18 protein-coding genes are annotated in these 19,362 nt (G+C 69.5%); 10 read left to right on the forward strand and 8 right to left on the reverse strand.

The features are described from left to right. The coding region (locus GKQ77_RS11265) for a globin domain-containing protein (RefSeq protein ID WP_258021171.1) at nt 1-1,247 on the forward strand (1,247 nt) is incomplete at its 5' end. A gap of 222 nt (nt 1,248-1,469) precedes the next feature. Here the strand turns inward: GKQ77_RS11265 and GKQ77_RS11270 are convergent. From GKQ77_RS11270 to GKQ77_RS11280, 3 genes are all read right to left on the reverse strand, one after another. Beyond that, nucleotides 1,470-1,952, reverse strand: a complete 483-nt coding sequence (locus GKQ77_RS11270) for an NUDIX domain-containing protein (protein WP_219688580.1) — start codon at nt 1,950-1,952, stop codon at nt 1,470-1,472. Nucleotides 1,953-2,133: 181 nt separating this feature from the next. Then, a complete protein-coding gene (locus tag GKQ77_RS11275; RefSeq protein WP_219688581.1) occupies nt 2,134-3,279 on the reverse strand; it encodes a cystathionine gamma-lyase in 1,146 nt (381 codons plus the stop codon). A gap of 5 nt (nt 3,280-3,284) precedes the next feature. Further along, a complete protein-coding gene (locus GKQ77_RS11280; RefSeq protein WP_125513907.1) occupies nt 3,285-3,665 on the reverse strand; it encodes a phage holin family protein in 381 nt (126 codons plus the stop codon). 96 nt (nt 3,666-3,761) lie between these two features. On the opposite strand from GKQ77_RS11280, the gene GKQ77_RS11285 reads away from it, so the two are divergent. The 4 genes from GKQ77_RS11285 (at nt 3,762) to GKQ77_RS11300 (ending at nt 6,019) form a co-directional block, all read left to right on the forward strand. Then, nucleotides 3,762-4,079 carry a cupin domain-containing protein gene (locus tag GKQ77_RS11285; RefSeq protein WP_219688582.1) on the forward strand — a complete coding sequence of 106 codons (318 nt, stop codon included), beginning with the start codon at nt 3,762-3,764 and terminating at the stop codon, nt 4,077-4,079. Nucleotides 4,080-4,229: 150 nt separating this feature from the next. After that, complete coding sequence (locus GKQ77_RS11290) at nt 4,230-4,445, forward strand: DUF5326 family protein (RefSeq protein ID WP_125517863.1); 216 nt, start codon at nt 4,230-4,232, stop codon at nt 4,443-4,445. 316 nt (nt 4,446-4,761) lie between these two features. After that, the gene (locus GKQ77_RS11295) at nt 4,762-5,475 is read left to right on the forward strand and encodes an IclR family transcriptional regulator (RefSeq protein WP_206302940.1); all 714 of its coding nucleotides are present in this window, start codon (nt 4,762-4,764) and stop codon (nt 5,473-5,475) included. Nucleotides 5,476-5,581: 106 nt separating this feature from the next. Then, nucleotides 5,582-6,019, forward strand: coding sequence for an SsgA family sporulation/cell division regulator (locus GKQ77_RS11300; RefSeq protein ID WP_219688583.1), 438 nt, complete (start codon nt 5,582-5,584; stop codon nt 6,017-6,019). A 62-nt stretch (nt 6,020-6,081) separates the two neighbouring features. On the opposite strand, the gene GKQ77_RS11305 is transcribed toward GKQ77_RS11300, so the two are convergent. After that, nucleotides 6,082-7,464 (reverse strand): YibE/F family protein, encoded by a 1,383-nt coding sequence (locus GKQ77_RS11305; RefSeq protein WP_219688584.1) that lies wholly within the window; start codon nt 7,462-7,464, stop codon nt 6,082-6,084. Nucleotides 7,465-7,683: 219 nt separating this feature from the next. On the opposite strand from GKQ77_RS11305, the gene thiC reads away from it, so the two are divergent. Beyond that, nucleotides 7,684-9,474 (forward strand): phosphomethylpyrimidine synthase ThiC, encoded by a 1,791-nt coding sequence (gene thiC, locus GKQ77_RS11310; protein ID WP_258021174.1) that lies wholly within the window; start codon nt 7,684-7,686, stop codon nt 9,472-9,474. A gap of 106 nt (nt 9,475-9,580) precedes the next feature. Here the strand turns inward: thiC and GKQ77_RS11315 are convergent, their stop codons facing one another. The 3 genes from GKQ77_RS11315 to GKQ77_RS11325 all read right to left on the reverse strand — a co-directional run bounded on the left by GKQ77_RS11315 (nt 9,581) and on the right by GKQ77_RS11325 (nt 13,055). Then, on the reverse strand, nt 9,581-10,456 hold the full coding sequence (locus tag GKQ77_RS11315) for a hypothetical protein (protein WP_219688585.1): 876 nt from the start codon (nt 10,454-10,456) through the stop codon (nt 9,581-9,583). Between the two features lie 180 nt (nt 10,457-10,636). Then, nucleotides 10,637-11,719 (reverse strand): metallophosphoesterase, encoded by a 1,083-nt coding sequence (locus tag GKQ77_RS11320; protein ID WP_372459860.1) that lies wholly within the window; start codon nt 11,717-11,719, stop codon nt 10,637-10,639. A 214-nt stretch (nt 11,720-11,933) separates the two neighbouring features. After that, entirely contained in the window at nt 11,934-13,055 is a 1,122-nt protein-coding gene (locus GKQ77_RS11325) for a LacI family DNA-binding transcriptional regulator (RefSeq protein WP_219688587.1), read from the reverse strand. A 366-nt stretch (nt 13,056-13,421) separates the two neighbouring features. Between GKQ77_RS11325 and hisC the strand changes: the two genes are divergently transcribed. Then, the gene (gene hisC, locus GKQ77_RS11330; RefSeq protein ID WP_219688588.1) at nt 13,422-14,501 is read left to right on the forward strand and encodes a histidinol-phosphate transaminase; all 1,080 of its coding nucleotides are present in this window, start codon (nt 13,422-13,424) and stop codon (nt 14,499-14,501) included. Between the two features lie 31 nt (nt 14,502-14,532). Here the strand turns inward: hisC and GKQ77_RS11335 are convergent, their stop codons facing one another. After that, nucleotides 14,533-14,931, reverse strand: coding sequence for a cyclophilin-like fold protein (locus tag GKQ77_RS11335; protein WP_219688589.1), 399 nt, complete (start codon nt 14,929-14,931; stop codon nt 14,533-14,535). A 221-nt stretch (nt 14,932-15,152) separates the two neighbouring features. Here GKQ77_RS11335 and GKQ77_RS11340 point away from each other — a divergent pair, with 221 nt between their 5' ends. The 3 genes from GKQ77_RS11340 to cydD all read left to right on the forward strand — a co-directional run. Then, nucleotides 15,153-16,703 (forward strand): cytochrome ubiquinol oxidase subunit I, encoded by a 1,551-nt coding sequence (locus GKQ77_RS11340; protein ID WP_219688590.1) that lies wholly within the window; start codon nt 15,153-15,155, stop codon nt 16,701-16,703. Nucleotides 16,704-16,722: 19 nt separating this feature from the next. Further along, nucleotides 16,723-17,727, forward strand: coding sequence for a cytochrome d ubiquinol oxidase subunit II (cydB, locus tag GKQ77_RS11345; RefSeq protein ID WP_219688591.1), 1,005 nt, complete (start codon nt 16,723-16,725; stop codon nt 17,725-17,727). 57 nt (nt 17,728-17,784) lie between these two features. Beyond that, nucleotides 17,785-19,362 (forward strand): thiol reductant ABC exporter subunit CydD (gene cydD, locus GKQ77_RS11350; protein WP_219688592.1); only part of this gene is annotated, 1,578 nt, incomplete at its 3' end.

A 19,362-nucleotide genomic window follows, 5' to 3' on the forward strand; every position in this document is an offset into this window, starting at 1 on the left:
CCTCCGAGCAGGATCCGACGCCACCCCCGACCCCGACCGCTGCCGCTGAACCGCAGCCTCAGCCGGAAGCACCCGCGCCGGGCGCCGAAGCCTTCGTCCAGTCGGCGAAGCCGGCCAGACCGTCGAAGCCCGCGTCCCCGGACGCCGCGCTGGTGCAGCGCACGATGGCCGAGGTCGGCCCGGTCGCCGACCAGGTCACCTCGTACTTCTACGCCCTGCTCTTCACCCGCCACCCCGACCTGCGCGCCCTGTTCCCTGCAGCGATGGACACCCAGCGGGACCGGCTCCTCAAGGCGCTGCTGACGGCGGCCGAGCACATCGACCACACCGACGTGCTCGTCTCGTACCTGAAGAACCTCGGTCGCGGACACCGCAAGTACGGCACCCGGCCCGAGCACTATCCGGCCGTCGGCGAGTGCCTGATCGCCTCGCTGAGCCGGTACGCGAGCGCGATCTGGGACGAGGAGACCGAAGCCGCCTGGGTCCGCACGTACACGACGATCTCCCAGGTCATGATCGACGCCGCCGCGGAGGACGAGCTGCGCGCTCCCGCCTGGTGGTTCGCGGAGGTCGTCTCGCACGATCTCAGGACCCCGGACATAGCCGTGGTCACGGTCCGCCCGGACCAGCCCTACCCCTTCCTCGCCGGGCAGTACACCAGCCTGGAGACCCCCTGGTGGCCGAGGATCTGGCGCCACTACTCCTTCGCGTCGGCGCCGCGCTCCGACGGCCTGCTGTCCTTCCATGTGAAGGCGGTCCCGGCCGGCTGGGTCTCCAACGCCCTGGTGCACCGCGCCCGCCCCGGCGACATGCTGCGGCTCGGCCCGCCCGCGGGCTCGATGACCGTCGACCACACCACCGACAGCGGCCTCCTGTGTCTGGGCGGCGGCACGGGCATCGCGCCCATCAAGGCCCTGGTCGAGGATGTCGCCGAGCACGGCAGACGGCGCCCGGTCGAGGTGTTCTACGGCGCCCGCACCGATCACGACCTGTACGACATCGACACGATGCTGCGGCTCCAGCAGACCCACCCCTGGCTGGCCGTGCGCCCGATCGTCGACCAGCGGGCCCAACTGCCGGACGCCGTGCGCGAGTACGGCCCCTGGAACGAGTACGACGCGTACCTCTCCGGGCCGCCCGGCATGATCCGCAGCGGTGTGGACGTCCTGCGGGACGCGGGCATCCCCGAGGGCCGCATCCGTCACGACTCCGTCGAGGAACTGGTGGCCGCGGCAGCCGGAGATTAGGGCCTGTCCGGCGGATCATGTCGCGGGGCGCGGGGTGTGGCACTTCCCCAAGCTCTCGGCTCCGCTCGAGCAGGGGAGGCCCCATCACTGCGGCGTTGTCGTCGGTTGTCAACGCTCCGCGTTGCCGCCCTCCTCCGCCTTGCATCTCGACGCACCACACCCCGCTCACCCGCACGAAAAGGCGACCGCCACCCGAACGCGACCTGATCCGCCGGACAGGCCCTAGCCCAGGTCGGGGGCGTGCATCGCGCGTACGCCCTCGATGTTGCCGTCCAGGTAGTGCCGCAGCGACAGCGGTACGAGATGGACCGAGGCGATGCCGACCCGGGTGAAGGGCACGTGCACGATCTCGTACTCGCCGCACGGCTCCTCGACCTCGGGGCCGTGCCGCAGGCCGGTGTCCATGGACTCCAGACGGCAGACGAAGAAGTGCTGCACCTTGACCCCGGTCGCACCGCCGTCCTCGCCGATGTGCTCCACGGTGTCGACGAAGCAGGGCACCACGTCAGTGATCTTGGCGCCGAGTTCCTCATGGACCTCGCGGTGGAGTGCGTCGATGACGGTGGCGTCCTCCGGCTCCACGCCGCCGCCAGGGGTGATCCAGTACGGATCGACGCCGGGCTTGGTCCGCTTGATCAGGATCAGGTCGTCGCCGTCCAGCAGGACGGCGCGTGCGGTGCGCTTGACCACGGGTCGGACGGTCATGGGGGAAATGTGGCCCGGACTGTTCCACGTGAAACATCGCGCACCAGTCAGGACCGCCATCAAGCCCAGTCGGCGGCCGCCCGCACCCCCGGCCATCCGCGCGCCCGCACGAGGTGCGGCCGGTCAGAGCAGCGCCCAGATGACGGGCGGACGACGACAGACGGGGGGCGGGCGGCAGAGATCACCCCGCCGCTTCGTCCAGCGCGCGGAGCACATCCGCCACCAGGTCATCGGGGTCCTCGGCGCCCGCGGAGAAGCGGATGAAGCCCTCCGGGACATCGTCGCCGCCCCAGCGCCGACGCCGCTCGGCCGCCGACCGCACACCCCCGAAGCTCGTCGCGTCGTCGACGAGGCGCAGCGCCTGAAGGAAACGCTCGGCACGCGCACGCGTCGGCAGCGTGAAGGAGACCACGCACCCGAAGCGCCGCATCTGCCGCGAGGCGATCTCGTACGAGGGGTCCTCGGGCAGCCCGGGATACCGAAGCCCCGTCACCTCGGGACGGCCGCGCAGGGCCTCGGCGAGGGCCAGGGCGTTCGCGTTCTGCCGGTCGGCTCGGAGCTGGAGCGTGGCGAGGGAGCGGTGCGCGAGCCAGGCCTCCATCGGCCCCGGGATCGCCCCGACGATCTTGCGCCACCGCCGTACGGAAGCCGTCAGCTCCGCGTCCCGGCAGGCGACGTACCCGAGGAGGAGGTCGCCGTGGCCGGTGAGCATCTTCGTGCCGCTGGCGACCGCGAAGTCGGCGCCGAGTTCCAGGGGGCGCTGGCCGAGCGGTGTCGCCAGGGTGTTGTCGACCGCCACCAGGGCACCACGCGCGCGGGCCGCCTCAGCGAGACGGCGCACGTCGCACACGTCGAGGCCCGGGTTGGACGGGGTCTCGATCCACAGCAGCTTGGCGCCGTCCAGGACGTCGAGCTGGGCGTCACCGCCTGTCGGCGCGGTGCGCACCTCGATGCCGTAGGCCGTGAGCTGCTCGCTGACCAGGGGAAGCACCTGGTAGCCGTCGTCCGGCAGCACGACCGCGTCCCCGGCGCGGAGCTGGGAGAAGAGCACCGCCGAGATCGCGGCCATGCCGGAGGCGAAGACGAGCGTGTCGACGTCGTCCCCGGCGTCCGGCGCCTCCAGCTCGCCGATGGCGCGCTCCAGGTGCGTCCAGGTGGGGTTCTCGTCGCGTGCGTAGGCGTAGCCGCCCGTGGGGTCGCCCGGCAGGTGGAAGTGGGCGGCGAACACCGGGCCGGGCAGGGTGGGTTCGTGCTTCACCGGCTCGGGCAGCCCGGCCCGCACCGCCCGCGTGCCGTCGCCGACGCCTATGGCCGCAGAGTCCGTCATGCCGCTCAGTCCTTGTCGTCGGGGAGTACCACGTTCATGGCCCAGGACACGATCGAGATGATCAGGCCGCCCAGGACGGCGGTCCAGAAGCCCTCCACATGGAAGCTGACGTCGAACTTGTCGGCCAGCCACGAGGTGAGCAGCAGCATCAGGGCGTTGACCACGAGGGTGATCAGGCCGAGGGTCAGGATGAACAACGGGAAGGTGAGGACCTTCACCACCGGCTTGACCAGGAAGTTCACCAGGCCGAAGAGCAGGGCGACGACGAGGAGGGTGCCGACCTTCTTGCCGGTGCTCCCGCCGGTCAGCGTGATCTTGTCGAGCAGCCAGACGGCGACGGCGAGGGCCGCGGCGTTGGCGATCGTCTTGACTACGAAATTCTTCATGTGTCTGATCGTGGCAGACGTGGACCGAGAGCGGTCGGGCCGCGCGCACCGGCGGGATTCCGCGGGGCGAGTATCAGCGAGGGGCGTACGAGGGCGATGAAGGCATTCCGACTGGACGAGCTGGAGGCGGAGCGCGCGGCGAACGACGGCGCGTATCTGCAGTTTCTGCGGGAGCGGAACATGTCGGTCGGGCTCTACGCGCTCGACGCCGGGCAGTCCGATCCGCAGCAGCCGCACGGGCAGGACGAGGTGTACATGGTCGTGAGCGGCCGCGCCTCGATCACGGTCGGCATGGAGACCACGTCGGTCGCGCGCGGCAGTGTCGTCTATGTGCCGGCCGGTGTGGCCCACAAGTTCCACCACATCAGCGAGGACCTGCGCGTCCTGGTCGTCTTCTCCCCGCCGGAGGCCTGACCCCTAGGGGGCGGATCAGGGGAGGACAAGGGGTGCGAGGCCCCCACTGAGCCATTTGCCCACCTAACATCGAATCAAGAAGCCGGGAGCCTGCGGACATTCAGGAACCCGCCGATGAGATGTGTGCGCAGAGAGGTAAGGACGATGGCAGTGAAGGAGATCTTTGCGGGAATGCCGTGGTGGGTGAAGTGGGTGGCCGTGCCCGTCATCGCGTTGGTCGTGTTCGGAAGCGTGATAGCGACCGTGGTCGGTTTCGTCATCGGCCTGCTCTTCAAGGCGCTGCTTTTCGTCGCTTTGATCGGTGGACTCATCTATGTCGTACGAAAGTTCATATCCGGCTCGTCCTCGTCCCGCACCGATTGGTGACCCCTGTGGGTGATCCCCCGCGTGGGGTTACTGCCGAGAGGCCACTTTTCGAAACGATTCCCTCGGCCGGGGGAAGTTTTCCGGCAAACGGCCGCAGAGCGGTGGCCAAGGGTTAGAGTCCGAAAACCGACGCGGGACCGTTCCCCGCGGACGGGCGCACTGCCCTCCCGTGTTTTTCCGGGCACGGGCGGCCCCCCACGCGCTTCGGGAGTGAACCTTGGCCGCGGCCGACGCCTCCACCTCACCGGTCGACACCTCCGCCCCGGCGGGTGACGCCACCGCCACGCCCACCCTCATCGGCTCCGTACAGCGCGCGATGCGGTTACTGGAAGCCGCCGCCACCCACCAGTACGGGGCCCCCGCGAAGCAGTTGGCCCGCGAGGCCGGGCTGGCGCTCCCCACCGCTTACCACCTGCTGCGCACACTGACCCACGAGGGCTATCTGCGGCGAGAGAAGGGAGTGTTCGTGCTCGGCGAGGCGGCCGAGCGGCTCAGCAGCAGCGGGGCCCAGCAGAATCGTCGCGGCCTCATCGGCGAGGCTCTGGCGCACTGTCGCGACGTCATCGGGGTGCCGGTGTACTTCGCGGTGTACCGCGAGGGTGAGATCGAGGTCGTGGCGGTCTCCGACACCCCGGGCAATCCCGCGGTCGAGGAGTGGGCGGACTTCCGCGAGACGGGCCACGCCCACGCCATCGGCCAGTGCCTGCTCTCCCAACTCGGCGGCGAGGCACGCCAGGACCACCTCGATCGCTACCCGGTCCAGTCGATCACGCGTTACTCCGTCCGCGACGACCGTTCGTTCCTGCGCCGCCTCGACGCGATGGAGCGGATGCGGCCCGTCGTGGAGCATCAGGAGTACGCGCTCGGGACGGTCTGCGCCGCGGTTCCGATCCTGGCGGGGGACACCGCGGCGACCCTGGCCATTTCCGTTCCCGCGGGTCAGGCCGAGCGGCTGCTGCCCGCGGCGGAGAGATTGCAGCGGGAGATCGGAAAGCTACTAGGGACACTCGCCTTCTCTATCAGCATCTGAAAACTCACTCCTTGTGATCTGGTGTGCACGTTAAGCAAGATGCCATGAGTGTCAGGGAGTCGGATCCTGGCCCTTTGATGGCTAAGTGACGGGGTAGGGCGGCGCGATGGACGAGTCCGTTCAGGCAGAGGTCATGATGAGCTTCCTTGTTTCCGAGGAGCTGTCGTTTCGTATTCCGGTGGAGCTGCGCTATGAGACCGAAGATCCCTATGCCGTGCGGCTGACGTTCCACCTGCCGGGGGACACCCCGGTGACCTGGGCCTTTGGGAGGGAGCTGCTCATCGACGGCATGGGCAGGCCGTGTGGGGTGGGGGATGTGCGCATCGAGCCCATCGACCCCGATCTGCTCGACGAGGCCCTGATCAGGCTTCAGGTCGGCGAGGATCAGGCGCTGTTCCGGGTGGGCATCCCGCCCCTGCTCGCCTTCCTGGACCGTACGGACAAGTTGGTGCCGCTCGGGCAGGAGCGGACGCTCGCCGACTTCGACGCGCACCTGGACGAGGCGCTCGACCGGATCCTGGCGGAGGAGCAGAACGCGGGCTGACCCTGGGCTCAACGCACGCGTACGGATGGCAGATTGGTGCATTTGACGGCAACGCCAGGTGCTCAGGCCTTGCGGCGTCGTCCCTTGCCGCCGCGGGAGGAGCGGGGGGCGGGAGTGCCGGAGACCGGGGCCCGGGCGCCGGGGCCGGTGGAGCGGTCGGCGGAGACGACCAGGGCGGCCAGCGCGGTCGTCACCGGTACCGAGGCGACAAGCCCGATCGAGCCGATCAGGGTGCGCACGATCTCCTCGGCGACCAACTCGCTGTTGGCGACCGTGCCCACGCTGGACTGAGCGATCGAGAAGAGGAGGAGAAGGGGCAGGGCGGCGCCCGCGTAGGCGAGGACGAGGGTGTTGACGACCGAGGCGATGTGGTCGCGGCCGATGCGGATGCCCGCTCGGTACAGGCCGCGCCAGCCCATGTTCGGGTTGGCCTGGTGAAGTTCCCACACGGCCGAGGTCTGGGTGACCGTCACGTCGTCGAGGACGCCGAGTGAGCCGATGATGACGCCCGCGAGCAGCAGACCGCTCATGTCGATGGACGGGTACAGGCCGTGAATGAGGCCGGTGTTGTCGTCCGTGTTGCCGGTCAGCGCCGCCCAGCCGATGAAGAGCGAACCGAGCAGGCCGATCAGGAGGAGGGAGATGAGCGTGCCGAGCACCGCCACCGACGTACGGGCCGTGAGGCCGTGGCAGAGATAGAGCGCGACCAGCATGATGGCGCTCGCGCCGATCACCGCCACGACCAGTGGGTTCGAGCCCTGGAGGATCGCGGGCAGGATGAAGAAGGTCAGGATGAGGAAGCTGACGGCGAGGGCGACCAGCGCCATCACGCCGCGCAGGCGGCCCACCACGGCGACGGCGAGCGCGAAGATGCCGGCGAGCAGCGCCATCGGCATCTTGCGGTTCACATCGGTGACCGAGTACTGCAACCCCTCGGGTGCCTTGGGCTCGTAGGCGACCACCACCTCTTGGCCCTTGCGGAGTTGCCGGGGCGAGTCCGGCTGGATGATCTCGGTGAAGGTGCGGCCCTCGTCCTCGCCGCTGGTCACCTCGATCAGCGCCTTCTTGCAGGTGCCCGTCGCCGAGGACTGGGCGGACTGGCCCTCGGGGGTGGAGGTGTCGCCGTTCGGCTGGGGCTGCGAGGGGCTGAGGTCCTTGCAGGGCAGCTCCTGCACCTTCGTGACCTTCGCCGACTGTGTCTGCCGGTCGAAGCCGACGCCGGTCCGCTCGTGCGAGGGCGTGCCACCGGGCCAGAGCACCACAAGGCCCACGACGACCGCGGTGGCGAAGGGGATCAGCACCGCGGCGATGACCTTGCGCAGGTGCTGGGAGACGGGTGCGGCCGGGCCGTGACTGTGCGAGTGCCCGTGTCCGTGCCCCTCCGGAGGAGGGCCGGAAAGGGGCGGCTGCGGGGGCGGAGGCGGCGGCGGGGATGTGGTGGTCACTGCCCGATCATCGCAAGAACGGAGGGGGCCCTCTGTTCAGCGCGCCCGACATGACGCTAGCGTGGAGCCACCTTTGCAATCGCGGGAGCTCGGAGCACCGGGCTGAGAGGGCGCTGACCTCCGTACGAAAGTGCACCAGGAGTGCACGAACCGTACGGGATCCGCTGCGTCGACCGCCGAACCTGTTACCGGGTAATGCCGGCGTAGGGAGTAGGTCTCATGACCACATCGGACGCACGCACGCCTGCCTCCACCCAGGGCGAGTCCCTGAACGAGGCCGGGAAGTCCATCGGCTGGCACAAGGCGTACGTCGAGGGCTCGCGCCCCGATCTGCGCGTGCCGGTCCGCCAGGTGCACCTCACCAATGGCAAGGCCGTCACCCTGTACGACACATCGGGTCCGTACACCGACCCGTCCGCCGAGACCGACGTCCGCCGTGGCCTGCCGCCGCTGCGGGAGAACTGGATCATCGCCCGCGGCGACACCGAGGAGTACGTGGGCCGTCCGCCCCGTCCCGAGGACGACGGGATCAAGCACACCTCGCCCCGCGGCGGGCTCAAGAACCTCGACGCGGTCTTCCCCGGCCGCCCCCGCCAGCCGCGCCGGGGCCGTCAGGGCCAGGCGGTCACGCAGCTCGCGTACGCCCGGCGCGGGGAGATCACGCCCGAGATGGAGTTCATCGGGATCCGCGAGAACATCGACCCCGAGGTCGTGCGGGCGGAGGTCGCCGCGGGCCGGGCCGTGATCCCGGCGAACGTCAACCACCCGGAGATCGAGCCGATGATCATCGGCAAGAAGTTCCTGGTGAAGGTGAACGCCAACATCGGCAACTCCGCGGTCACCTCCTCCATCGAGGAGGAGGTGGACAAGATGACCTGGGCGACGAAGTGGGGCGCCGACACGGTCATGGACCTGTCCACCGGCCGCAACATCCACACCACCCGCGAGTGGGTCCTGCGCAACTCCCCCGTCCCCATCGGCACCGTCCCCCTCTACCAGGCCCTGGAGAAGGTCGACGGCCAAGCCGAGGCGCTGACCTGGGAGATCTACAAGGACACGGTCATCGAGCAGGCCGAACAGGGCGTGGACTACATGACGGTGCACGCGGGTGTGCGCCTGCCGTACGTCCCGCTGACCGCCAACCGCAAGACCGGCATCGTCTCGCGCGGCGGTTCGATCATGGCGGCCTGGTGCCTGGCGCACCACAAGGAGAGCTTCCTCTACGAGCACTTCGAGGAGCTGTGCGAGATCCTCGCGGCGTACGACGTGACGTACTCGCTCGGTGACGGCCTGCGGCCCGGTTCGATCGCGGACGCCAACGACGAGGCGCAGTTCGCGGAGTTGCGCACGCTCGGGGAGCTCAACACGATCGCCAAGCGCCACAACGTACAGACGATGATCGAGGGCCCGGGACACGTCCCGATGCACAAGATCAAGGAGAACATCGACCTTCAGCAGGAGATCTGCGAGGAGGCGCCGTTCTACACCCTCGGCCCGCTGACGACGGACATCGCGCCCGCCTACGACCACATCACCTCCGGCATCGGCGCCGCGATGATCGGCTGGTGGGGCACGGCGATGCTCTGCTACGTCACGCCCAAGGAGCACCTGGGCCTGCCCAACCGCGACGACGTGAAGACGGGCGTCATCACCTACAAGATCGCGGCGCACGCGGCGGACCTCGCCAAGGGCCACCCGGGCGCGCAGGACTGGGACGACGCGCTCTCGGACGCGCGCTTCGAGTTCCGCTGGGAGGACCAGTTCAATCTCGCCCTGGACCCGGTCACCGCACGGGAGTTCCACGACGAGACGCTGCCCGCCGAGCCCGCGAAGACGGCGCACTTCTGCTCGATGTGCGGGCCGAAGTTCTGTTCGATGAAGATCTCCCAGGACATCCGCCGTCGGCACGGCGGTGACCTGGAGGAGAAGGAGATCGAGGCGGGCATGGAGCAGAAGTCCAAGGAGTTCGCCGCGGCGGGCAACCGGGTCTATCTGCCGCTGGCCGACTGAGCCGGCGCCTGAGCGGAACGGTTGCCGCCGAGCGGCCCCCGCACGGGTGCGGGGACACGGGCGGGGTGTCCGCAGAGCGCCGCGACAGCTCTGCGGACACCCCGGCCTACTCCGGCTTGTGATCGGGACCGCCGAAGTCCGGGCTGGAGAAGTCCGGGCTCGAGTAGCTCGGCCGTGACCCCGCCTGGCCGCCGTCCGGGCTGCTGAAGCCCGGGCGGTTGTAGCCGAGTTGGGGCATGCGGCCGGGCGCCTGCGACGGCGTGCGGGTGGCCGGAGCCGCGCCCGGTGCCGTCAGCGCATCCCGGAGGAAGGGCACGATGCCCCGCTCCAGGAGGGCCCGCCCCCAGGCCTCCCTGGCTCGGGAGACCTCCTCGTGCCGCTCGCCGTGGAGTCCCGCGGGGAGCGAGGTGGAGCCGTTGCGCAGGGCGGTCAGGAGCAGGCCGACCCCGCCGACCAGAATGCCCGCGGCGGTGAGCGCGCCGAACAGCCAGCCCGCAGTGAGCATGGTGTCCGCGAAGGCGGGCTCGGGGTCGAGCATCTTCAGGATGTAGCCGACGAGCAGGAAGATCGCGGCGGCCGTGCCCGCGAGGACAGGGGCGAGGACCGCGACGACTGCCACCGCCCCGGCGCCCGCCGCGGCCGCCGGCTCGGCGACCTCGCCCATCGTCGTGGCGAGGCCGATGCCACCGGAGCCCGACTCCGCGGCGCTCTGCCCGCTCCCTTCGCGAATCGAGGTGGAGGACGGTCGAGGTTCGCGCAACTCCTCGCGAACCTTCACGTAGTGCGCGTACTCGGCCGCGGCGGCGGCCGTGATCAGTGCTGTCGCGTTCAGGGCCATGGTGCGCAGTTGTTCGGTGTTGAGCCGCTGGCCCACTGCGGCGAGTTCAGGTCGGTCAGGTGCGGTGCGCAGCGCCTCGTCGAGGATCCGCTCGTACTCGGGGCGGTCCTCATTGAGCAGGTGTGGAGCGCTGTTCATGTGCATCCCCCGATGCTCCGTAGGACTAAGGCTCGCATGGCTACGAGCCGTCGGGCAGAAACGGAGGGGAGCCTGCTACGGATAAGCCGATGGTAGAGCCGTGACGGCACGCGGTGACAGGGGGTTTCCAGAATTGGCCCCCCTGGCCGACGTGATCCTGTAAAGGGGCGCCTGCCCAGCTAACGCTCAGATACCCAGGGGGAGTTGGCAGACCAGTAGCTTTCCGGCCATGGTCACTCCGCCGTCCATCGCGATGGCCAGACCGTCGGCGTAGACGTGCGGGCCCTCGATGACCGGGCCGCCGCCATCCGATTCGTCCTCGGAGCCGACGTCACCCAGGAGGTAGGGGATGGGGCTGTGGCCGTGGACGATGCGTGTGCCGCCGTACATGTCCAGGAGTTCGCGCACGGCCGAGGCGCCCGACTCGTCGCGGAACGCGAAGCGCTTGGTGAACTTGCGGAAGAGATCCCAGCATTCGTCGGCGTCGTTGCGCGTAAGGGTCTCGCGGATGGTGTCGTTCACTGCCTCGATCGAGTCGCCGTAATCCAGATAGGCGGTCGTGTCGGAGTGCACGAGGAGATGGCCGTCGGCCTCCTCCATGGCGTCCAGGCGGGCCATCCACTGGAGGTGGTGGTCCTCAAGGCGCTCCATGTCGGTCTTCTGGCCGCCGTTGAGCAACCAGGCCGCCTGGAAGGTGGCGGTGCCCGCCCCGGAGTTGACGGGCGTGTCGCCGAAGCGCTTGGCGCCGAGCAGAAGCAGCTCGTGGTTGCCCATGAGGGCCTTGCAGTAGCCACCGGCGGCCGCGGCCTCGGCGGACAGCCGCATCACGAGGTCGATGACGCCGATGCCGTCGGGCCCGCGGTCGGTGAAGTCGCCGAGGAACCACAGGCGCGCGTTGCCCGCGGCCCAGTTGCCCTCGGCGTCGATGAGGCCCTGCTCGTGGAGGGCCGCGACCAGCTCGTCCAGATAGCCGTGGACGTCGCCGACGACGAACAGCGGGCCGTGCTCGTCGCTCGGCCGCGGCTGCGGGGGCTCCGGCATGACCTGCACCTGCACGGTGTCCCCGCGGTTGATGACGGGGAGGTCGCGCTGGGTCGGGGTGTAGCCGTCGTCCGGCACCTCGCCCGGTGCCGGGACCGGGGGTCCAGGGCTCACCTCGGCGGGGCCGGCGGTCTCATGGACGTACGCGGGTACGCGGAAGTCGCGCAGCGTCGCCGTCCGCACATCGGGTCCCTGACCGGCCCCCTGAGTCATCGACCCCTCCACCACCATTGCGCCGCATCTGCACCGAGAACGGACTGCCTGGTCGCAGCGGCTCGCGGTGTCGTCCGCCCATCATAGGAATGCGGCTCCCGCTGTGTGGTGCACCAGGGGTGGTGAATCGGTCCCCGGCGCCGGTTCACCGAGGTTTTCTCCCGAATTGGGCAGAGGTTTCCCCGTTGATCGTGGCCTGTTGGCACACCTCTGCCCGGGATCGTCGGGGTCAGCCGGAGCCCGAGGAGCGCGGCGGGCTGACCGTCGTGCGCGGCGGACGTCGCTCGGACGAGGTGCGCACGATCAGTTCGGTCGGTATCACCTGCTCGACGGGCCGCCCCGAATCGAGGCCCTCGATGGCGTCGATGAGGAGCTGTACGACGGCCGTGCCGATGCGGCGCGGTTTGAGGGAGAGCGTGGTGATGGGCGGTTCCGTGGTGGCGTACACCGTGGACTCGCTGCAGCAGACGAGCAGCAGGTCGTCGGGGACGCGCAGGCCGTACCGCCGGGCGGCGGCGAGCAGGTCGGTGCCGTTGGGGTCGAAGAGGCCGTAGACGGCGTCGGGCCGGTCGGGCCTGGCGAGCAGCCGGTCGGCGGCGACGGCGCCCGCGCACGGGTCGTGCGCGGGATAGGACTCGTAGACGGGGTCCTGTCCCACCCGCTCGCACCAGCTCAGATACGCGGTCGTGGAGAGATGGGTGTAGGTGTCCGTGGTGGTGCCGGTGAGCAGGCCGATCCGGCGGGCGCCGGCGGCCGCGAGGTGGTCGAGGATTCCGAGGACCGCGGCCTCGTGGTCGTTGTCGACCCAGGCGGTGACGGGCAGCGAGCCCGCCGGGCGGCCGTCGGAGACCACCGGCAGACCCTGTCTGACCAGCTCGCTCACGACTGGGTCGTGGTCGGAGGGGTCGATGACGACGGTGCCGTCCAGCGCGACGTTCGACCACACGTCGACCGGGCTGCGGCGCGAGGTGGCGGGCAGGATGACCAGGGCGTAGCCCCGGGCGAGGGCGGCGGAGGTGGCGGCTCTGGCCATCTCCGCGAAGTAGGCGAACTCGGTGAAGGTGAAAGGTTCATCCCCGTACGTCGTCACGGTCAGGCCGATCAGGCCCGACTTGCCGGTACGGAGGGTTCGGGCCGCTGCGGACGGGCGATAGCCCAGCCGCTCCGCGACCTCACGGACATGGCGTCGGGTGGCATCGGGCAGCCGCCCCTTGCCGTTGAGGGCATCGGAGACAGTCGTGATGGAGACACCGGCGGCTGCGGCGACGTCTCTGATCCCCGCTCTGTTCTGCCGGTTGCCCCGGCGGGAGGTCTCCGCTCGGCTCACCTGGTGCTTCCCTGCTGCTGTCATGGCGAGCCGATAGTAGGGCTCATGGGGGTGGGTAGCGCGGGCGCATATTCACTCGTTGACAGGCACGTTTCTGCAAGGCACTCGCGGGTCAATGACCATGGAATACAAGGCAGTTGAGGGTGCGGGCGATGGCTGCCCCTGATCGTCCCGTGTGGGCGTGTCGAATGCGGTAGGTCTCGAAGAGGTCTCAACTCACCTTCACGGGGGACGCGCGCCACGGAGCGAGCCACCGGCGCACGGGGGAGCGCGGGCGCTCCCCCGGCCCTGCGTGCCCTCGGATCTTCCGGGGCCGTTCGCACCGGCGGGGAATCCTCATAAGGTGAGCAGTATTCGAACTGTTCTGGCACTGGTACGAGGAGGACTGCGGTGAGCGAGACGACCCCTAGGCTGCGCGCCGAGCTGGAGGGCATCCCCACCTACAAGCCGGGCAAGCCCGCCGCGGCCGATGGTCCGGTGGCCTACAAGCTGTCCTCCAACGAGAACCCCTACCCGCCGCTCCCCGGCGTGATGGAGGGTGTCCTCGCCGCCGCCGGGTCCTTCAACCGCTACCCCGACATGGCGTGCACGGCCCTGATGAGTGAACTGGCCGACCGCTTCGGCGTGCCCGTCTCGCACATCGCCACCGGCACCGGCTCGGTCGGCGTCGCCCAGCAGCTGCTCCAGGCCACCTCGGGCCCGGGCGACGAGGTGATCTACGCGTGGCGCTCCTTCGAGGCGTACCCGATCATCACGCAGGTCAGCGGCGCGACGTCGGTGCGGGTACCGCTGACGGACGGCGAGGTCCACGACCTGGACGCGATGGCCGACGCCATCACGGACCGCACCCGCCTCATCTTCGTCTGCAACCCCAACAACCCCACCGGCACCGTGGTCCGCAGGGCCGAGCTGGAGCGTTTCCTCGACCGGGTGCCGAGTGATGTCCTTGTCGTGCTGGACGAGGCGTACCGCGAGTTCATCCGTGACCCCGAGGTCCCGGACGGCATCGAGATCTACCGCGAGCGCCCGAACGTCTGTGTCCTTCGGACCTTCTCCAAGGCGTACGGGCTCGCGGGGCTGCGCGTCGGCTTCGCGGTGGCCCATGAGCCGGTGGCCGCCGCGCTGCGCAAGACGGCGGTGCCCTTCGGTGTGAGCCAGCTCGCGCAGGACGCGGCGGTGGCCTCGCTGCGGGCCGAGGACGAGCTGATGGGCCGCGTCGGCTCGCTGGTCGCCGAGCGCACGCGGGTGGTCGACGCGCTGCGCGGCCAGGGCTGGACGGTGCCCGAGACGCAGGCGAACTTCGTGTGGCTGCGGCTCGGGGACCGTACGACCGACTTCGCGGCGGCGTGCGAGCGGGCCGGCGTGGTGGTGCGGCCGTTCGCGGGCGAGGGGATGCGGGCCACGATCGGGGAGACCGAGGCCAATGACGTCTTCCTGGCGGCGGCGGAGGCGTTCCGCAAGGAGCTTTAGCGGAGGCGCTTCGCGAGGCTGGGGGCCGCCCTCAGTCGGTGATGAGTTCGACCCGGACCGGGTCGCCGTCGCGCACGCTCGACAGGAGGTCCGGGTCCTGGTCGAACCGGCCGAGGACGTTGCACGGGCTCGCGAGGCGGCACTCGTCGCCCCGCGAGATCGGCGTGGGGCCGTAGGGGAGGGCGAGGGCGTCGCCGTCGGGCCAGAAGGCGACCGTGCCCGGCTCGACGACCTCCCGGGCGCCGGCCTCGCGCGGCACGCTCACGCCTGTGTCGAAGTAGACCTCCTCGCCCCAGGTGTGGGCGGAGGCGGCGAGCGGCAGGACCTTCTCCAGGGCCCGGGCGGTCGGGGTGTCCTCGAGCGTGGCGGTGAGATGGCCGGCGGGCCAGGAGACGCGTATCCGTAGCTGGTGCTGCTGCTCTGTCTGCATGCGGCGGATTCAACAATATGTTGAAGTTCTTGGGAAGGCCCCCTCGTGGCCCCCGTCGTTCCCGCCGGTAAGGGGGGACCCCCGTTTGGGTGTCGACAGCCAGTACGACATAATGCTTGTGAATGTGAACGCGTTCACAAGCGCGTCCCGGTTCCTCCGGAGATCGGTGGGACATACAGGGGTAATTGCCGCGATGGCTACGGCGAGTAAGGAGAGACGCAGTGGACCTGGCTCTGGCGCCGGAGACCCTGGCGCGATGGCAGTTCGGCATCACGACCGTCTACCACTTCCTGTTCGTCCCCCTGACGATCTCGCTGGCCGCCCTGACGGCGATCCTCGAGACGGCGTGGGTGCGGACGGGCAAGGAGCACTACCTCAGGGCGACCAAGTTCTGGGGAAAGCTGTTCCTGATCAACATCGCGATGGGTGTCGTCACCGGCATCGTCCAGGAGTTCCAGTTCGGCATGAACTGGTCCGACTACTCGCGCTTCGTCGGTGACGTCTTCGGCGCGCCGCTCGCCTTCGAGGCCCTGATCGCCTTCTTCTTCGAGTCGACCTTCATCGGTCTGTGGATCTTCGGCTGGGACAAGCTGCCGAAGAAGCTGCACTGCGCCACGATCTGGATCGTCTCCATCGGCACCATCCTGTCGGCGTACTTCATCATCGCCGCGAACGCCTTTATGCAGCACCCGGTCGGCTACCGGATCGTGGAGCGGGACGGCACCAAGCGCGCGGAGCTGACCGACTTCGCGAAGGTGCTCTTCCAGGAGACGACGCTGGTCAACTTCTTCCACGTCATCTCGGCGGCCATCCTGGTGGGCGGCGCCTTCATGACCGGCATCGCCATCGTCCACCTGCGCAAGAAGCGGCACATCCGCGCCATGCGCATGTCGATGCGGCTCGGCCTGGTCACCGCCTTCGTCGGCACCCTGCTCACCGTGGTCAGCGCCGACACCCTCGGCAAGGTCATGTACGAGCAGCAGCCGATGAAGATGTCGGCCGCCGAGGCGCTCTGGGAGTCGGAGAAGCCGGCGCCCTTCTCGATCTTCGCGTACGGCGATGTCGCCGAGGGCCACAACAAGGTCGCCATCGAGGTCCCCGGCGTCCTCTCCTTCCTCGCCAAGAATAACTTCAGCGCCGAGATCCCCGGCATCAACGACCTCAACAAGGAGGCGCAGGACAAGTTCGGGCCCGGCGACTACCGGCCCAACATCCCCACCACCTACTGGTCGTACCGCTGGATGATCGGCTTCGGCGGGGTCTCGATGGCCCTGTGCACGGCGGGGCTGTGGCTGACGCGGAGGAAGTTCTGGCTCGCTCCGGAGCACCGCACCGGCGCGGACGAGGTGCCCAAGCTCATGCTCACCAAGAACAAGGAGCTTTCGCCGAAGCTCGGTTCCTGGTGGTGGCGGCTCTCGCAGTGGACGCTGATCTTCCCCCTCATCGGCACCGCCTGGGGCTGGATCTTCACCGAGACGGGGCGTCAGCCGTGGGTGGTCTACGGAGTGCTGCGCACCAGGGACGCGGTCTCTCCCGGTGTCTCGCAGGGCGAGGTGCTCACCTCGTTGATCGGGTTCACGCTCATCTACGCGATCCTCGCCGTGATCGAGGTGAAGCTGCTGCTCAAGTACGTCAGGCAGGGGCCGCCCGAGCTGACCGAGGTGGACCTCAACCCGCCCACCAAGATCGGCGGACCGGTCGGGGGCCCGGGCTCCGGCAAGGACTCGGACTCCGACGACGACGCCGACCGGCCCATGGCCTTCTCGTACTGAAGGAAGGAGCGCTCAGCACATGGAACTCCACGACATCTGGTTCGTACTGATCGCCGTTCTGTGGATCGGCTACTTCTTCCTGGAGGGCTTCGACTTCGGGATCGGGGTGCTGACCAAGCTGCTCGCCCGCGACCGGGTCGAGAAGCGGGTCCTCATCAACACCATCGGCCCCGTCTGGGACGGCAACGAGGTGTGGCTGCTCACGGCGGGCGGCGCGACCTTCGCCGCCTTCCCCGAGTGGTACGCGACGCTCTTCTCCGGCTTCTATCTGCCACTGCTCGTCATCCTGATCTGCCTGATCGTGCGCGGTGTCGCCTTCGAGTACCGCGCCAAGCGGCCCGAGGAGCGCTGGCAGACCAACTGGGAGCACGCGATCTTCTGGACCTCGCTGATCCCGGCGGTGATGTGGGGCGTGGCCTTCGCGAACATCACGCGCGGCGTCAAGATCGACGCCCACAAGGAGTACGTGGGCTCCTTCGGGGACCTGCTCAACCCGTACGCGATCCTGGGCGGTCTGGTCACCCTGACGCTGTTCACCTTCCACGGCGCGGTCTTCGCCTCGCTCAAGACGGTCGGTGACATCCGGGTGCGGGCGCGGAAGCTGGCCCTTGGTCTCGGGCTCGGCACGGCGGTCCTCGCGCTCGGCTTCCTGCTCTGGACCCAGGCGGACAACGGGGACGGCAAGAGCCTCGTCGCGATGATCGTGGCGGTCGTCGCGCTGCTCGGTGCCATCGGGGCGATCAAGGCGGGGCGCGAGGGCTGGTCGTTCGCGTTGTCGGGGATCACGATCGCGGCGGCCGTCGCGATGCTCTTCCTGACGCTCTTCCCGAACGTCATGCCGTCGTCGCTGAACGAGGAGTGGAGCCTGACGGTCACCAACGCCTCGTCCAGCCCGTACACCCTGAAGATCATGACCTGGTGCGCGGTCATCGCGGCGCCCGTGGTGATGCTCTACCAGGCGTGGACGTACTGGGTGTTCCGCAAGCGGATCGGTACGCAGCACATCGCCGACGCCGCGCACTAGCTTCTGCCGCGCACTAGGTTCTGACGTTCCCGTGGTTTCCCAGAGGGTGTGTTTCACGTGAAACCAATCGACCCGCGCCTGCTTCGCTACGCCCGCGCCACCCGGTTCTTCCTCGTCGCGGTGGTGGCACTGGGGCTGGTCGGGGCTGCCCTGGTCATCGGGCAGGCGATGCTCATCGCCGAGATCGTGGTGGGCGCCTTCCAGCAGGACCTCTCCGTCGCCGACCTGGGCACGCCGCTGGTGCTGCTCGCCCTGGTCGCGGCGGGCCGGGGGCTGGTCTCCTGGCTGACCGAACTCGCCGCGTACCGGGCGAGCGCGGCGGTCAAGTCCGAGCTGCGGGGGCGGCTCCTCGAACGGGCGGGTGACCTGGGGCCCGGGTGGCTGAGCGGGCAGCGGACCGGTTCGCTGGTCTCGCTCGCGACGCGTGGCGTGGACGCGCTCGACGACTACTTCTCGCGCTATCTGCCGCAGCTGGGGCTCGCGGTGGTGGTGCCGGTGGCGGTGCTCGCCCGTATCGTCACCGAGGACTGGGTCTCGGCGGCGATCATCGTCGTGACGCTCCCCCTGATCCCGGTCTTCATGATCCTGATCGGCTGGGCGACGCAAAGCCGGATGGACCGTCAGTGGCGGCTGCTCTCGCGGCTCTCGGGGCACTTCCTTGACGTCGTGGCGGGCCTGCCCACTCTGAAGGTCTTCGGCCGCGCCAAGGCGCAGGCCGAGTCAATCCGGAAGATAACCGGTGAGTACCGCCAGGCGACGATGCGGACGCTGCGCATCGCCTTCCTCTCCTCCTTCGCCCTGGAACTCCTCGCCACGATCTCGGTCGCGCTGGTCGCGGTGACCATCGGCATGCGGCTCGTGCACGGCGAGATGGAGCTGTACGACGGTCTCGTCATCCTCATCCTGGCGCCGGAGGCCTATCTGCCGTTGCGCCAGGTCGGGGCGCAGTACCACGCGGCGGCGGAGGGTCTTGCCGCCGCCGAGGAGATCTTCGAGGTCCTTGAGACACCGGTGCCGGCCGCCGGGGCGGGGGCGGCGCCCTCGGGCGTGCTGAGCGTGGAGGGCGTGACGGTCCGGTATCCGGGGCGGGCGTCGGACGCGGTCTCCGGGGCCTCTTTCGAGGTGGCGGCCGGGGAGACCGTGGCGCTCGTCGGGCCGAGCGGGGCGGGCAAGTCGACCCTCCTGAACGTGGTGCTCGGGTTCGTGCGGCCCACCGAGGGACGGGTGTCCGTGGGGGGCGTCGACCTCGCGGAAATCTCCCCTGAGCTTTGGCGCGAGCGGATCGCGTGGGTGCCGCAGCGGCCGCACCTCTTCGCCGGGACCATCGCCGAGAACGTGCGGCTCGCGCGGCCCGAGGCGTCCGACGCCCAGCTGCGGCAGGCCCTTCGGGACGCGGGGGCGCTGGAGTTCATCGACGCGCTGCCCGCCGGGGCCGGGACCGTGCTCGGGGAGGACGGGGCCGGGCTCTCCGCGGGGCAGCGGCAACGGCTCGCGCTGGCGCGGGCGTTCCTCGCCGACCGGCCCGTGGTGCTGCTCGACGAGCCGACGGCGGCGCTCGACGGGGGGACCGAGGCGGGGGTCGTGGAGGCGGTTCGGCGCCTGGCGGTCGGGCGGACCGTGCTGCTGGTCGTGCAC

Origin of the sequence: Streptomyces anatolicus (assembly GCF_019400875.1) — a bacterium.
In the GTDB taxonomy this organism is placed as follows: domain Bacteria; phylum Actinomycetota; class Actinomycetes; order Streptomycetales; family Streptomycetaceae; genus Streptomyces; species Streptomyces anatolicus.

Coding starts and splice junctions, on each gene's coding strand:
- GKQ77_RS11270 (WP_219688580.1), bottom strand. CDS start 1,952: ATGACCGTCCGACCCGTGGTCAAGCGCACCGCACGCGCCGTCCTGCTG.
- GKQ77_RS11275 (WP_219688581.1), bottom strand. CDS start 3,279: ATGACGGACTCTGCGGCCATAGGCGTCGGCGACGGCACGCGGGCGGTG.
- GKQ77_RS11280 (WP_125513907.1), bottom strand. CDS start 3,665: ATGAAGAATTTCGTAGTCAAGACGATCGCCAACGCCGCGGCCCTCGCC.
- GKQ77_RS11285 (WP_219688582.1), top strand. CDS start 3,762: ATGAAGGCATTCCGACTGGACGAGCTGGAGGCGGAGCGCGCGGCGAAC.
- GKQ77_RS11295 (WP_206302940.1), top strand. CDS start 4,762: ATGCGGTTACTGGAAGCCGCCGCCACCCACCAGTACGGGGCCCCCGCG.
- GKQ77_RS11300 (WP_219688583.1), top strand. CDS start 5,582: ATGGACGAGTCCGTTCAGGCAGAGGTCATGATGAGCTTCCTTGTTTCC.
- thiC (WP_258021174.1), top strand. CDS start 7,684: ATGACCACATCGGACGCACGCACGCCTGCCTCCACCCAGGGCGAGTCC.
- GKQ77_RS11315 (WP_219688585.1), bottom strand. CDS start 10,456: ATGCACATGAACAGCGCTCCACACCTGCTCAATGAGGACCGCCCCGAG.
- GKQ77_RS11325 (WP_219688587.1), bottom strand. CDS start 13,055: ATGACAGCAGCAGGGAAGCACCAGGTGAGCCGAGCGGAGACCTCCCGC.
- GKQ77_RS11335 (WP_219688589.1), bottom strand. CDS start 14,931: ATGCAGACAGAGCAGCAGCACCAGCTACGGATACGCGTCTCCTGGCCC.
- cydB (WP_219688591.1), top strand. CDS start 16,723: ATGGAACTCCACGACATCTGGTTCGTACTGATCGCCGTTCTGTGGATC.